This window comes from Vibrio sp. D420a (genome assembly GCF_030248625.1).
Classification (GTDB): domain Bacteria; phylum Pseudomonadota; class Gammaproteobacteria; order Enterobacterales; family Vibrionaceae; genus Vibrio; species Vibrio fortis_A.
On record NZ_JAHGAN010000002.1, the window covers coordinates 348,758 to 364,497 of the forward strand.

Here is a 15,740-nt window from a genome sequence, read left to right on the forward strand (position 1 = left end):
GACCGTAGTGAATTCGTTAAATGCATCTCTGTTGATGATCGGATGCAGTTTATTGCTAATTACCAAAACCTTACTTTAAGAAGTGTTTATCAGCCCATTTTCAACGCAAAAATGGAGCAAATCGGTGTTGAAGCATTAGTTCGAATTACTGATCAAGACGAGCAAACTATCAGACCAGATCACTACTTACACTCTGATGAAACATCCATTGACGACAAAATCAATGTAGAGCGCTTGAGCCGCGTCATTCACGTTCGTAACTTTGCGCAGTCCACGTCTCGTCACCTTCAGCTTTTCCTTAATGTGCTACCCAATGTTGGTGAGTTGTTTGCTAACTCCAATGTCAGTGATAGTCTGCTGGCCAAACGCTTAGTTGAACTTAACCTGTCGCCCGAACAGATTGTAATGGAGCTAGTTGAACTGACCGCAGACAGCGAGGAGAGGCTTAAAGAAGCAGCAGGTTCTCTTGCAGAGAATGGTTTCAAGGTTGCCGTTGACGACTACGGCACTCAAGCCTCAAATGAAGGAAGAGTCCGTCACATTACCCCGCATATTATTAAGGTTGACCGTTCATTGATGCTGGAGTTTGAACAAGGTAATGCAAAGCCTATTCATGATGTTCTAGCGCTAGCCAAATCAATCAATGCGCAGACCGTAATCGAAGGTATTGAGACTCAACAACAGCTAGAGCTAATGCAAACAGTAGGATTTGATATGTATCAGGGCTACTTTTTAGCTATGCCGACACCAATTGAGTTGGATGTTCAAATCGCAATCTAAGTTCAACCCCATACCTTCTTTATCTCACTACCCACTTATCTAATCTAACAAGATCAAAAAAGCCCAACCTATTTCAGGCTGGGCTAGGCTAAAACGAATCGTTTATATCAATCCTTAATATCCCGCAGTGGACGGTTTGATTCTGAATAAGATGGCAAACATCACAGGTACGACAATCAAAGTCAGTACCGTGGCAAAGCCTAAGCCCGCCATGATGGTGATCGCCATCGAGCCAAAGAATGCATCAAAGACTAGTGGAATCATGCCTAAAATAGTGGTCAATGCCGCCATAGATACTGGACGTACACGGCTGATGGCACTGTCTACTACCGCTAGGTATGGGTCTTTTCCTGTCTCTAATTCACTGTTGATTTGGTCTAGTAGAACAATCCCGTTCTTCAAGATCATGCCACTCAAGCTGAGTAAGCCCAAGAATGCTGTGAAGCTAAATGGCATGTTGGTACTCAACAGACCAATTGATACACCGATGATCGACAGTGGCACTGTAAACCAGATAACCAAAGGTTTACGTACCGAATTAAACAGCAGCATAGTGATAATGAACATCAATAGGTAACCCATTGGCAGTGAACCAAAGAGCGACTCTTGCGCATCCTTAGAGGATTCGTATTCACCGCCCCACTCGATGCTGTAACCTGAAGGAAGTGGCAGTGCTTCAATTTTCGGTTGTACTCGAGCAAATAAGCTTGCCGGTGTTTCATCGCCTAATACGTCATGGTCAGCCAACACTGTTAACGTACGCTTACGGTTCTTACGTTGAATCAGAGGCTCCGACCATTGCAGTTCTACACCATCAATCACTTGTTCAACTGGGATGTAAGTCTGTAGTGACGGGCTCCAGATCTTCACGTTGTTTAGTGACTCAAAATCAAAACGCTCTTCTTCAGGTAAACGTGCAACGATAGGCAGCATGTGTGTACCATCACGCAGCAATCCGATGTTGTATCCACCAAACGCCATTTGCAGTGTATGAGACAAGTCTGCCTTTGAGATGCCTAAGCGACGCGCCTTAGATTCATTAAATAGAGGCACCAACTCTTTGGTACGCTCGCGCCAGTCGTGGCGTACGTTGCGAGCACCTGGATCTGCAAGCAGGATATTTTCTACGTCAGTCGCAATAGTGCGCAATACATCTGGGTCTGGGCCAATAACACGCGCCTCGATTTTAGATGCAGGTGATGGACCAAACTCAATCAACTTGAACTGGAACGTTGGCTGTTCAAACTCAATCGCCAGCTTTTCATCAAGCTTTTCAAGTGTCGCGAACATGGTGTCACGATCAGTCGTTCTTACTTGCAGTTGAGCGTAGGCTTCATAACTCTTTTCTGGTTGGTAAGTCAGGGCAAAACGCTGCATACCTTGACCCGCCGTTGTAGTCACAAACTCAACATTGTCCAGCTTGCGAATGTAGCTCTCTACTTTCTCTGTTTGCTTAATGGTTTCACGGATATCAGTCCCTTCTGGCATCCACATATCAACGTAGAACATTGGTGTATTCGACGCAGGGAAGAACTGTTGCTTCACCATGCCGAAGCCAACGATCGATACAGCCAATAGGCCGACCATGCTCGCAACGGTCAACCAACGGAATCTCAGTGCAAACTTTAGCATCGCGCCAAATACGACAAACAAGATACCTTTGTATGGGTCTTCGTCTGTACCTGTTTTGTCTTCTTCCTTGAGCATTAAATCGGCTAGGAACGGTGTCAGTGTTAGAGCGGTGATCCAGCTTAGGAAAAGTGAGAAACACAATACCCAGAACAACGAACCCATGAATTCACCGGTTGCATCTTTCGATAGACCGATAGGAGCAAACGCTGTAATTGCAATAATGGTGGCGCCTAACAGAGGCCATTGCGTTTGAGTCACAATGTCTTTCGCGGCTTGTAGCTTACTTTTACCCTTCTTAAGTCCAACCAAGATACCTTCAACCACAACAATGGCATTATCCACCAGCATACCTAGCGCGATAATCAAAGCACCCAATGAGATTCGGTGCAGCTCTACCTCGTTGTAGTCCATCAAAATAAATGTACCAAACACCGTCAGCAGAAGTACTAGGCCGATAATTAAGCCGCTACGTAAGCCCATCGCAAACAGTAGAACAACGATTACAATAGCTACCGCTTCTACCAAACTGATGATGAAATCTGAAACGGACTTATCAACTTCTTGCGCTTGGTTGTAGAAATAGTTCAGCTCAATGCCCGCTGGTTTGATCGACTCAAGACGTTCAAGTTCTGCATCTAGCGCTTGACCAATCTCAACCACGTTTACGCCAGAAGAGAACGCAATACCGATGTTGATAGCAGGCTTGCCGTTATACGTCAGCACATTACCCGGTTTCTCCGCGATACCTCGTGTTACCGTCGATACATCTTTCAGACGAATCAGGTTACCCGTGTCACGTCCGTGGATGATCAAGTTTTCTAACTCTTCAACTGTGCTTAGCGTTCCGTTTGGTTTAATTGCAAGGCTTTGGCCATTGAGCATCACCTCACCAGAAGAAACCACACTGTTCTGTTGAGCAAGCAGAGAAGTCACTGTCGTCATGTCCAAGTTAAGTGCAGCTAAACGCTCCAAAGACATCTCAACAAAAAGTTGTTCCTGCTGATCACCAGCAATGCTGACTTTACCAACACCATCAACTAGCTCTAACTCACGGGTCAGATAATCGGCATACTGTTTTAGCTCAACGTAGTCGTAGCCATCACCAGTCAGCATTAGCATTACGCCAAATACATCACCGAAGTCATCAATGATCTGAACAGACTGTACACCACTTGGAAGAGTTGGCTGTAGATCGTTGATCTTACGACGCATTTCATCCCAGATCTGAGGCAGTTCATCAGGACCGTAGTCCATTTTCATGCTGACCATGATCTGCGACATGCCATCTGAAGAGGTAGACGTAATCTTATCGATATAAGGAAGCTGTCGAATCTCTTTCTCTAGCGGATAGGTCAGCTCCTCCTCTACTTCCATAGAGCTTGCGCCCGGATAGGTAGAGATGATCATTGCATCTTTAATCGTAAATGCTGGGTCTTCTAAACGTGAAAGGTTGCTAAAAGAGCTCACACCACCGATAGCTAAAATAACCAGAAACAGCCAGCTAATAACTTTGTTTTTTATTGAATATTCTGCGATGTTCATTCTGCTTTTCCTGACAATTTCATTCCATCACGTAACTTGCGTAAGTTAGAGTTGATCAGTTGGTCACCCTGCTCTACACCATGTGCGATAAGCGCACCTTGACCACTGATCTTTTCTACCTCAACTAGGTTTTTATAGGCTTGGCCATCTTCGAGTTTCCATACATAAAACTCATTGGCTTCCGAGCCTGCTTGTAGGGTGGTCATAGGCAGTTGATAACCTTGCACATCGCTCAAACCCGCTTTAGCCATATCAACGTTCACCGTAACGCTAGTACCTGGCATGACTGGAGTTTCAAGCTGTGGCATCGACATCCAAAACTCGTAAGTTCTCGATTGCGGGTGCAATTCACTAGTGTGCTCTAAATAAGTCAGAGGGTAAGAGCCTTCAATGCCACCAAAAGTCGCATTCGGGCGATAACTGCTAGAGCGCATGTCTGGGCTAATCGCAGCCAAAATTGAGTCTGAAACTTGAATGCGCACATACACCTTATCGTTTTGATAGAGGTTCAGCAGTGTTTCACCCGGAGTGGTATTTTCAAATTGCTTTTTATCGACGGTAGAGACAGTACCGGTGAACGGTGCGTGCAACTCGGTGTACCCCAGCGCTTGTTTAGCCGACGCCAAATTGGCAGACGCAAGCTTAAAGTTCGCCGTTAGCTGATCAAATTCAGACTTTGAAAGCATCTTGCTGGCAAACATCTCTTTACCACGCTCTAGCTGCTTATTAGCAAGATCATATTGAGACTGTGCATCTACTACATCTTGACGGTAAGTGTCGCCATCAATTGTCGCTAATAGCTGACCTTTTTTAACCACGTCGCCCGCTTCTACGAGCACTTGGTCAATCTCACCGGCAATGCGAAATGCCAATGGTGTCAATTCTGCAGCCATCACTTGGCCGTTGAAATTACGGAATTGCTCTTTAAGAGGTGCTTTCACTTCAAAAGTCGATACCGTTAGTGTTGGCTGCTCTCTGTGTACGGTTTCGTTATTACATGCAGCAAGTGCCAGCGTTGAAGCAACAACGACCGCTAATTTATTGAATTTCATTAAATGCCGCCCTCACGCGTCCACGCTTTTACTTGCTGTCCATCAACCAATGCATCTACGCCCGCTTCGACAATTAAGTCGCCGCCCATGAGGCCACCGACAACGCGACCATTTTCATTCAGCGCAACGGTCACTTTTGAGATCATTTGGGATACAGGGTCGTAACGCCAGAGTTCACCTTGGGTTTCTTCTTTGGTTACCCATGCTGAATCTACAATACCGATGCCTTTTTCATCGGTGGATTTTTGAACTTCAACTTGAGCTGTCATACCAGACAGTAAATTCAACTCAGCTGGCTTTTGAATTGATACAACCGCTTGGTAGCTGTTGGTATCTTCGTCCGGTTGCGTCGAAATCTCTTTGAAGCGTGTTGGAATGCGAATCCCGCGATGGCTGTCCATCACGACCCACATGTTGGATTGAACAAAATCGTTAATGCTACGATCTTCCAGTTTGGCAACAGGAACCGAGAAAGTAACGTCCATAGCACCGTGGTTCAAAATATTGAGAACTGGCTGTTTCTCGCCGATAACTTGATGTTGCTTGCCAAAGACCATAGACACAACACCATCAAAAGGCGCCACTAGCTTTGTATAACCTAGGTTGGTTTTCGCTTGCTCAAGTTCTACACCAGCAGCTGTGTAGTTATTCACTGCTTGGTCGTAGTAATCGGTACTCACCAACTTCTTAGCATAAAGTTCTGAAGCTTGTTGGTACTGACTATTTGCAAGATCGTATTTTGCCTGCGCTGCATCGAGTGCGATTTGGAAATCTGTCGAGTCTAAAACAACCAGTGTCTCGCCCTTTTTGACATCTTGCCCCATGCGAACTGCGAAGTTGTCGATCTGACCACCCACTTGAAAAGAGAGTGCTGCGCGGTCGGTTGCATCCACTTTAGCGATGTAGCTATCAAGCTCGATATTGGTCTGTTTCGGGATCTCCAATAACTTCACTGGCTTGATAACCAGTTCATTTTCTTCTGATTGTACTTTGTTACATCCGGTCAAGGAGCTCGCTAGGAGGATGACTGCTACAACAGCTCCTAGCGTCTTTACCGGTTTGGCTCTGAAAGATGATTTGGACTGCATTAAGCGGCTCCATTTAATTATTATGATTTACTACACAGGTGTGCAGTATATTTAAATTAACGGAATTAACAAGCTTTACTTTCCACCTGTGCAGTATTTTTTATTTCGACAAAAACAGTGTAGAATTAGAACATCATCCTAATTTGCGAAATGACAATGACAGAAAAAATGACAATGACTGAAAAGAAGCAAGGCCGTAGAAGTGCCAAAGATGCTGAAGAAACACGTTTTCAGATCATGACCATTGCGGCGGAGTTGTTCTGCGACCAAGGCTACGAACGCGTTTCGTTGCGTAATATCAGTGATAAGGCGGGCGTTTCTCACAGCTTGATCCGCCATCACTTTGGGAGCAAAGAGAAGATTTGGCACGCGATCAGCGATTGCTTGCATGCGTATTTTCAAGCTTACATCGCTAAGATCATGCAAGAGCTGCCAAAAGACGTAACGCCAAAGGTCACCCTATATCTGTTTTCTATGCGACTGTTCACCAATATGATCCACTCTCGAAGACCGATGCAGTTGATTTCAGACTCAGTACGACAAGAAGACAACCTTGTTGACTATTTCATTGATAACGTCGGTGACATCGAGCAAGAGATCAACATGCTTGCAGATGAATACAATGCTGCTTACCCAGAGCACCCTATCAACATTTATGAAATTAAATGGCAGATGATCATCTATGCCAACGCCGCCGTGTGTCTAACTCCATTTATGGAAAGTACATGGAATGAAGGTGATATGGTTGCTACCCCTGACGAAGCATTGATGAACCATTGGCAGATGTTTAACAAACAGATGATCAACACCTACAAGGTTGACGAAGAATGGGTTCTAAATCCGAACACGCTTGAAGAGCTGATTTACGACGTACCGTGTGTGTGGAAATGCAACCCTGAGCACCACGAGTAGCAATAAATCAAGTAGTTAGGTTTATAGATAATCACGTTTTATAGATACATAGCAACGTAAGTCGACCTTCAATCGAAAGATACAGAAAAGGCGCTATGGATAGTATCCACAGCGCCTTTTGTATTTCTAAGCCATGACGCGAGCCTTAACGGCGCGCTTTACCGCGGTTTTGGTGAATCTTGAGCTTCGCTTTCATCTTGCGTTTTTCAGATGAACGGCTCTTACCACGACGACCTGTACGCTCTGGCTCAACCTCTTCAATCAAGCTAGGTTCAAAGCCCTGTAGCCACTCTTGTGGTAGGCGCTTATCAAGCAAACGCTCAATCGCTTCAAGCAAGTATTCTTCATCTCTACTCATTAAAGAAATAGCCAGGCCTGTATTGCCAGCTCGACCTGTACGCCCTATGCGGTGAACATAATCTTCGGCCTTGTAAGGCATATCGTAGTTTACAACTTGTTCCAGTTGTTGGATGTCAATACCTCGTGCCGCAACATCGGTTGCAATCAAAGCTCGGACCTTACCTGACTTAAAGTCATCCAGCGCCTTTTGGCGAGCACCTTGGCTTTTATCACCATTGATTGAAGCTGCTTTGATTCCGTCTAACTTCAACTCTTTAACTAACGCATCAGTACCTTGCTTAGTCTTAGTGAAGACTAGGACCTGCTGCCAGTTTTTAGAGCCGATCAAGTAAGCCAATAGTTCACTTTTGCGCTTCTTATCTACTGGGTAAACCATCTGTTTTACGGTTTCAGCCGTGCTATTGGTTGGCGTTACTTGAATCTCACTTGGAGACTCCATCATACGATGCGCAATAGATTTGATTTTGTTGTCAAAAGTCGCAGAGAAGAACAGTGTTTGACGAACATCATTCATGCGTTTCAATATACGTTTGATGTCTGGCATAAAGCCCATATCAAGCATACGGTCCGCTTCATCAAGCACAAGAACTTCGGTTTGGCTTAACATGATGTTCTTAGTGAACATGTGGTCAATCAAACGTCCCGGCGTTGCGATCAGAATATCCGCGCCCGCTTTTAGATTGTCGGTTTGAACTTTCATACTAGTGCCGCCATAAGCAACCACAATTTTAAGTCCAGTGCCTTCAGCATAACTGGTAATGTTGTCGAAGACTTGCTGTGCGAGTTCGCGCGTCGGCACTAATACCAAAGCTCTCACCAGTTTAGGATTTGGAATCACATTGTCTTGACTAGCCAACAAACGTTGAATGATTGGTAAACCAAACGCCGCGGTTTTACCCGTACCTGTTTGAGCACCAGCCAGTACATCTTTACCTTCTAACACGAGTGGGATCGCCTGCTCTTGCACGCTTGTCGGGGTTGTGAAATTTAGCGTCTGTAATGTAGACAGCAACTGATCCGAAAGACCCAATTGTTCAAAAGTTTGGTTTGTATCAGACATAAAATGATGCTCAAAGTGGAAATAGGCGCGGATTGTAGCAAACCCCAATGGAACTGTTTACCTTTGTCATTGATTTTTCTTTGCTAACATTTCAATTTGCTGTTGCCGATGCTGCCAAGAGCGCTCAAGTACGTCTGGGTAGAGCTCATAAAAGTGACACTGCAACTTATCATAGTTAGCGGCGAGGTCATCAAAGCACTCCTTCAGTACTGCGAGTCTTGGCCTTCGTAAAGACATTCTCTCTAATACCATAGAAATTGAATCCATCGATTCGTAGCTTTCTAACCAGCGTTGTTGGGACATTTTCTGATGGACCAAAAGAAAATTCTCGGGCCAATGCGCCTCTGAGTCTTGGCTTATCTTACTATGTGAATTCTTACAGAATTGTTTAAGTGAAGAGTTAGAGTATGTTGACCAGTTTGTGGCTAAGCAGTGATCCCAAAAGACATCAAGCGCAATTGGAGCAAAGCGTTGAGTCTCTTTTCTGAACAATGTTTTCGCTTGCTTGGAGATCACATGAGAATCGGTGTAGCTATCGACAAACCGATGCAGTCGAATACCATCAGCTAAGGGTTGAGAATAGTGTTTTGAGGGATCCCCTTTCACAAAGTCACCGAGCAGGTTACCTGCTAAGTCACTACGACAGTGATTTGCGATATGAAGATGGGCAAGAAAGTTCATTGAACCTCATTAAAGTAGAGCCGATTGGAGACATAGTAAACGCACTCCATAATCTTAGCTAACTTTAATGAGGACGTAGGTTAGTTTGACGAGCTAAACATCTCTTCGGCTAATTGCTGAACTGCCTGTTCGTAATCAGAAAGGTCGATGCCAATTTCCATCGCATCTAACAGCTCGAGACTTTCGTCATTAAAATATTGGTCACTCATATTGTGCCCTTCTATTCCTTATCATAGGCTTTCGCCCTTACAACTAAGTGTCTCCATATTGTGCGTTAAATATGACAGATTTATGAAGACACTCCGTGTTTCCCAACAATTTTTAATGCGCTCTTTTTGAGCAGCACACTTCTGTTCTAAATCGGCATTCGCGCTATAGGATCCATATCTCCGAAGTTGGGTCGCGCGCCCACACTATTACTGGTCACGTCCCACCGACTCAATCTTTTCTTCACCAAACTATGAATCAGATCATAGATAAACGATTGCTTTGTACTTTAAGTCGATTAGAAAAACCCAAGTGTATACATTTATTTACAGTGGATATAAAAAATTACATTTAACCTTGCATTCATTATAAAACTCCCACAAAATGCAGCTAATCCATTATTATTACTGGCTATTGGCGACTTACTCAGTACATAAGCCAAGTAAAAACCACATAACGTAAAGAATTATATACAATGACTAAATCAAAGGTTTTCGGTAGTACTTTGATCATCGCAGGCACCACTATTGGTGCAGGCATGCTCGCCCTTCCTCTAGCTTCTGCTGGTATCGGATTTTCAACCTCACTTGTTTTAATGCTCGGCCTGTGGGCACTAATGGCATTCACGGCTCTTCTTATGGTTGAACTACACCAGTTTGCGGACTCAGATGCGACGCTTCACACCTTGGCGCATAACATTCTTGGTAATAAAGGGAAATGGATTGCAAGCTTTGCGGTGATGTTCCTATTCTATGCATTGTGTGCCGCGTACATTGCTGGCGGTGGCGCTCAGTTTAACCAACGTGTGATGCAGTTAACTGGGCTAGAGATCAGTAGTCAATTGACTACACTGCTGTTCACTATCATCGTTGCGACGGTGGTAACGATTGGTACTCACAGTGTAGATAAGGTTAATCGCGTCCTATTTGGCTTAAAGTTAGTTGCGATGGTGCTGGTACTTAGCTTTCTTGCGCCAAACGTAACCTCTCAATACTTACTGAGCATGCCGCTACAGCAAGGTCTGATTGTTGCAGCAATTCCTGTTGTGTTCACATCATTCGGCTTTCACGGCAGCATCCCTTCTATCGTTCGCTACCTAGATGGTGACGTACGCTCACTGCGTAAGGTCATGATTGTGGGTTCGGCACTGCCTCTTATTATTTACGTGTTTTGGCAGAGTGTAACGCTAGGTGTTGTTAGCCAAGAGCAACTTCTGAATGATTCAAGCTTGGGTGCGCTGTTGGTATCACTTTCTCAAACAGTACAGCAATCCAATTTAAGCATGATCGTTGGTGTCTTTGCTGACTTAGCACTTTTAACATCATTCATTGGCGTAAGCTTAGGTCTGTTTGAGTTTATGGGAGACTCTCTAAACGACAAACTGGGCCAAGGTAAACGTATCAAAACGGCGTTAGTAACTTTTGTTCCACCACTGGGTTTTGCGCTTTTCTACCCTCAAGGCTTCATTATGGCGCTAGGATACGCAGCAATTGCCCTAGCAGTGCTTGCAATCCTTTTACCTACAGTAATGGTCTACAAAGTGCGCTTCACTCAACAACCATCATCTCAAGACTCAAGCGCCACGGCTTACCAAGTAGCAGGCGGCAAGTTGGCACTAATCACTGCAGGTACAGTGGGTATGATCATCATCGCGATTCAAATTATGATTTCAGGTGGTTTGTTGCCTTCACTCGGCTAAATTGATTAATTTATCAAAAGTGATTGATCTGGGTCCCAATTATAGAAATTGATTATCATTTAATTTCATAAACAGTCGACCCAGATCACATATTTATTGCGTGCGGTTATTTAAAGTCCTCGTTAAAGGAATTATCGTGGAGTTATCATGAAAGAAGTACAGTTTCGAACGATAGACAAACTGTTTATTAAAATGTCGATCAACGACAAGATGTGGGTTATTTTCCTCATCTTCTTAGTTGCCCTTGGCAGTCTATCAACGAACACCTACCTCAATCAGCTCAGTCAAATTGAACAAAATGCAAAGACTTCAGCTGAACAACAACTCAAGGGTATGTTGTCTGTTTCTGACTCCCCAGAGTCAACACTGTTAACCCGTTCTTCAAGAGCGACTTCAACAGACACATCAATCAACAGTAACGGCTCTGTAACGGCTACCCAACAGGGTAAAGACGGCCAATACTACTCTCTTACTCTACCTGCAACCGATGTTGCCGATCAGAAGCAAAGCGCACTGAATACCTTCTTACTCAGTTTTTTATGGTGTGTTCCTTTTGGCATTTTCTGCTACTGGGTGGCAACCTTTATTGGTGGCGCACTTTGGGTACTTTACTCAACGACAGAAAAGATTGGTGATGGCGACTTGAGCTCTCGTCTTGGTTTCCACCCAGGTCGTGATGAATTCGGTACAATCGGTTGTGCACTTGACCGTTCTATGGACACCTTGAGCGAGCTTGTGAATAACGTCAATGAAAGTGCAGCGACGCTAAGTGAAACCTCTTCTTCGTTCGAAGCAGAAGCAAAGCGCAGTGAAACTCAAATTAGCAGCCAACACGCTTCTCTTGATTCTGTTGCAACGGCAATGGATGAGATGACTGCTTCCGCAAACGAAGTGTCAAACATCGCAGCACGTTCAACCGAGCAAACAGAAAATGATGCTCAAGCGATTAACCAAAGCCACGGTAAAGTTCAGCAAGCTATCGCAGAGATCACTACCCTGTCATCATTGATTGAGCAGGCTTCATCTTCTGTAACGAGCCTTAACGTTAACACAAGCCAAATCAATGAGGTGATCACCACCATCAATGCCATTTCAGAGCAAACTAACCTACTCGCTCTGAACGCAGCTATTGAAGCCGCACGTGCAGGTGAACAAGGCCGTGGTTTTGCAGTTGTTGCCGATGAAGTTCGTACACTTGCGAGCCGAACTCAGTCAGCAACGGTAGAAATCCAAGCGATGATTGAGCGTCTACAACAAGAGAGCCAGAATATTGCGAAGATCACTGAGCAAACCGTTGACCAAGCACAAACAAGTAGCCAGTTGATTTCTAATATCGGTGACGATGTAAACTCAATCTCTGATTCGGCTCGTGCCCTAATGGATATGAGCGCACAAATCGCCTCTTCTGCCGATGAGCAAAGCAACGTAGCTAATAGCATTGCGGCTGAACTGAATGACATTCGTAGCCAATCAGATGTCATCAAAGAAGTTGCTCAAAACACCTCTAATGGCGTTTCGAATCTAACTCGTGCTTCTGTTTCACTATCTAAGACTTTAGCGAAATACCGCACTTAAGGCTTGGCTTTGATTAGCAGCTAAAAAACCAAAGAAGGACTCCTCGGAGTCCTTCTTTTTGTTTGCCATCTCGTTAAGCTGAAGCAAGCTTCTCTTCTTGTTCTGCCGGTTCTCTAAAGAATAAACTATAAAGCACTGGTACAACTCCAAGTGTTAATACCGTCCCGACGATCATACCGAAGATCATCACAATCGACATTGAGTACCAAAATTCACCTCCCGACAGTGCTAAAGGCACTAGCCCAAGAATCGTGGTTAGTGTTGTCATCACAATTGGTCTCAGACGCGTCATACATGCTGATATGATTGCACTTCGTACTCCCTCACCCAATTTACGGTTCTGTTCAATACAGTCGATAAGTACGATGCCATTATTGATGATAATACCTGCCAAGCTGAAGATACCGAGCATCGCTGGGAACGTGAAATACGCCCCTGTAATTAACAGACCAGAGATTGCTCCAATCAAAGAGAGTGGGATCGTGAGCAAGATGATCAATGGCCTACGAATCGAATTAAACTGCAGTAGCAGTAGTAGAATCATCACAGCGAAGCATTGAGGAAGATAACCAAACAACGCGCCATTTGCTTTGCTCGCACCTTTAAGCTCGCCCCCCAATGCGATTCTATAGCCCGGAGGTAACTCAATTCTGTCGAGCGTCGGTTTCATCAGCTTATTGAGTTCGCTGGCTTGTAGGCTCTCATGTTTAACACTGATAGTGACCGTGCGTTCTAGATCAAAGCGACGAATCACCGCTGGCTCGCTGATCGCGACAATTGATGCAAACTGTACCAAAGGTAGAGCTTGGCCATTAGTTGATGACACGATTTGCGTCGTGAACAACTTTTCGAGCGTCTTTTCAGTGTCCGCCGCGCCAACAATTACTGGGATCACATCTTCGTCATTTCTAAAACTGGTCACCTCTTTTCCACGAAGATAACTGTCAAGACTGGTTGCAATATCTCGGCTGCTCACGCCAGCGCGAATAGCTTGAGCTTGGTCTATGTCTAAGATTAGCTTTGGAACATTGTTCTCCCAATCGTTAGCAACACCGACTGCACCTGGTATTTGACGCAGCGCTAGTTCAATCTTCTTAGCAACGCTCTGTATCACATCGATATCTTTACCAACGACTTGATACTCAACCAATCCGAGTTCGCTGCCACCCAGCCACATACGCTTAGCCTGTCCACTCGCTTCAGGAAGCTGCTCCATGATGAATTGATTCGTTTTCTGCACCATATCCAGCGCTGCAGTGTAGTCTGTAGTATTCACCACCATAAATACGCGGTTTGGTGCCCGATCAACCGGAGATAAGGCAAGGAAGAAACGTGGTCCACCATCGCCAACATAACGCACCATATTCACAACATCTGGGTTCTGCTTCTTATCAAGCAGCCACTCTTCTAAACGTTTCGATACTCTATCTGACTCTTCCACCTTGGTACCTGCAGGTAAGTCAACAAACACCAGATACTGATTCCGCTCAGAGCCCGGCATGAATTGGACTGTGACGTAACGAAAGCTATAAATCGAGACCGCAAATATCGCGATCACCACGGCCAGAGTACTCAGGCGAAAGTTAAGAATAGCATTAACAAATCGACGATAAGCCAATTGAAGCTTGGATAGCTCTGGCTCTTTATCACCTTTTTCACAATCTTGATTCTTTGGCTTGATAAACCAAACACACAAAGCTGGAGTTGCAAACAAACACAAGAACCATGAAGACAATAATGCGATGGTGATTACTTGCGACAGTGAACGTAAGTACTCTCCAGTCACATCTTGTGCTAGTAGCAACGGCATAAACGCCAAAATCGTCGTTAATGAAGAAGTTAGAAGTGGTACCGCCATCGCTTTTGAAGCTGAAATGGCTGCGTCTACACGCGCTACACCATGAGATATTTTACTCTGGATGAACTCAGCCATCACAATGCCGTTATCCACCAGCAAACCAAGAGAAATAATAATGGCGGCAATCGACATTCTTTGTAATTCAACGCCCCAGATCGACATACCGATAACCGTAAGTAGGATAGTTAATGGGACAATACTGCCGATAATCAGCCCCATTCTTAGGCCTAAAAACGCCATCACCACCGCCAATACTACAGCGACAGTTTGCATTAAGTTCGTGGTTGCTGAGCTAACTGCTGCGTTAACTTTATCTGGTTGGAAAGTCGCTAACTCTAACGTCATACCGACAGGTAAATCCCTCTCTACCTGAGCGATAAACTCTTTCACTTTTGTGCCAAATTCATCACTTTGACTACCAGAAGCCATTGCTGCTGCGATGATAACCGCTTTTTTCCCGTTGAAATATACTGGCGTATTAAATGGGTCTTCATAGCCGACTTCAACGTCTGCTAAGTCTCGCAAATAGACGGTATTTCCAGATTCTCGTTCATTGAGATCCAGCTCTAAGATCTCTTCAACAGAGTTAAAATTACCTGTTGGCTCTATCTCAATCTGCATGGTGTCGGTTTCGATCACACCTCCAGGAAGTACCACATTACGCGCTTGTAGTGCCGATACGATCTGCCTGAACTGGAACTTTTCATTAGTTAACGCACCGTGTTTGGCATTAACCCAAATTCGCTCTTCATTGACCCCATAAAGTTCTACTTGAGAAACAGTTTGGATACTGCTTAATCTATCTTGGATCGTTTCTGCTGTTTTTCGTAGCTCGTGATGATCGAAGCCATTACCAGACAACGCGATGGTTGCAGAGTAAACCTGTCCGAACTCATCATTGACCATTGGGCCAATTGTGCCATCTGGTAGACTCCCCTTCATATTATCCATGCGATTTCGGAGCGTGTCCCATATCGGTTGGAGGTTGAAGTATTTGTCATGCACCGTCACTGTAATTTGAGCAACACCTGTTCGTGACCAAGACTTTATCTCGCTCACTTCTGGAATCTGCTTAATCTCACGCTCTAAGGGCTTTGTTATGAACTTCTCGATGCGGTCTGGCGACATACCTGGAAACTGCGCTACTACCACAGCGCTACGAATCAAAATTTCAGGGTCTTCTTTACTCGGTGCATTTTTAAATGTACTGATACCGAGCACAAATAACATCACTAAAAAGACTTGAGTAAACCGATTATGCTTAAGCGCGAGTTCAGTAATTTTGTACATACTG

At 44.6% G+C, this 15,740-nt stretch carries 11 protein-coding genes; 4 read left to right on the forward strand and 7 right to left on the reverse strand.

What is annotated here, in order from left to right; genetic code table 11:
* Positions 1–42: 42 nt before the first annotated feature.
* Positions 43–780, forward strand: coding sequence for an EAL domain-containing protein (locus KI743_RS02450; RefSeq protein WP_084181917.1), 738 nt, complete (start codon positions 43–45; stop codon positions 778–780).
* Positions 781–894: 114 nt separating this feature from the next.
* Here KI743_RS02450 and KI743_RS02455 read toward each other — a convergent pair whose 3' ends face one another.
* Genes KI743_RS02455 through KI743_RS02465 form a run of 3 tightly spaced genes read right to left on the reverse strand, consistent with a single transcriptional unit; the run spans position 895 to position 6,094 of the window.
* Positions 895–3,954 carry an efflux RND transporter permease subunit gene (locus KI743_RS02455; RefSeq protein ID WP_285464680.1) on the reverse strand — a complete coding sequence of 1,020 codons (3,060 nt, stop codon included), beginning with the start codon at positions 3,952–3,954 and terminating at the stop codon, positions 895–897.
* A complete protein-coding gene (locus tag KI743_RS02460; RefSeq protein WP_285464682.1) occupies positions 3,951–5,006 on the reverse strand; it encodes an efflux RND transporter periplasmic adaptor subunit in 1,056 nt (351 codons plus the stop codon). The genes KI743_RS02455 and KI743_RS02460 overlap by 4 nt, the downstream gene beginning before the upstream one ends.
* Positions 5,006–6,094: an efflux RND transporter periplasmic adaptor subunit gene (locus KI743_RS02465; protein ID WP_285464684.1), complete on the reverse strand. Its 1,089-nt coding sequence runs from the start codon at positions 6,092–6,094 to the stop codon at positions 5,006–5,008. Before KI743_RS02465 ends, KI743_RS02460 begins: the two co-directional genes overlap by 1 nt.
* Before the next feature lie 168 nt (positions 6,095–6,262).
* On the opposite strand from KI743_RS02465, the gene KI743_RS02470 reads away from it, so the two are divergent.
* Positions 6,263–7,006 carry a TetR/AcrR family transcriptional regulator gene (locus KI743_RS02470; RefSeq protein WP_032552940.1) on the forward strand — a complete coding sequence of 248 codons (744 nt, stop codon included), beginning with the start codon at positions 6,263–6,265 and terminating at the stop codon, positions 7,004–7,006.
* A gap of 145 nt (positions 7,007–7,151) precedes the next feature.
* On the opposite strand, the gene KI743_RS02475 is transcribed toward KI743_RS02470, so the two are convergent.
* The 3 genes from KI743_RS02475 to KI743_RS02485 all read right to left on the reverse strand — a co-directional run bounded on the left by KI743_RS02475 (position 7,152) and on the right by KI743_RS02485 (position 9,316).
* Complete coding sequence (locus KI743_RS02475; RefSeq protein ID WP_285464686.1) at positions 7,152–8,426, reverse strand: DEAD/DEAH box helicase; 1,275 nt, start codon at positions 8,424–8,426, stop codon at positions 7,152–7,154.
* Positions 8,427–8,492: 66 nt separating this feature from the next.
* Positions 8,493–9,107, reverse strand: coding sequence for an ACP phosphodiesterase (locus tag KI743_RS02480; protein WP_285464688.1), 615 nt, complete (start codon positions 9,105–9,107; stop codon positions 8,493–8,495).
* Between the two features lie 80 nt (positions 9,108–9,187).
* Positions 9,188–9,316, reverse strand: a complete 129-nt coding sequence (locus tag KI743_RS02485; RefSeq protein WP_255231879.1) for a hypothetical protein — start codon at positions 9,314–9,316, stop codon at positions 9,188–9,190.
* 473 nt (positions 9,317–9,789) lie between these two features.
* On the opposite strand from KI743_RS02485, the gene KI743_RS02490 reads away from it, so the two are divergent.
* Together KI743_RS02490 and KI743_RS02495 are read left to right on the forward strand one after the other, a co-directional pair.
* Complete coding sequence (locus KI743_RS02490; protein WP_150869627.1) at positions 9,790–11,013, forward strand: aromatic amino acid transport family protein; 1,224 nt, start codon at positions 9,790–9,792, stop codon at positions 11,011–11,013.
* A gap of 147 nt (positions 11,014–11,160) precedes the next feature.
* Positions 11,161–12,588 (forward strand): methyl-accepting chemotaxis protein, encoded by a 1,428-nt coding sequence (locus KI743_RS02495; protein ID WP_285464691.1) that lies wholly within the window; start codon positions 11,161–11,163, stop codon positions 12,586–12,588.
* 73 nt (positions 12,589–12,661) lie between these two features.
* Here the strand turns inward: KI743_RS02495 and KI743_RS02500 are convergent, their stop codons facing one another.
* Positions 12,662–15,736 (reverse strand): efflux RND transporter permease subunit, encoded by a 3,075-nt coding sequence (locus KI743_RS02500; RefSeq protein WP_285464693.1) that lies wholly within the window; start codon positions 15,734–15,736, stop codon positions 12,662–12,664.
* Positions 15,737–15,740: the final 4 nt, after the last annotated feature.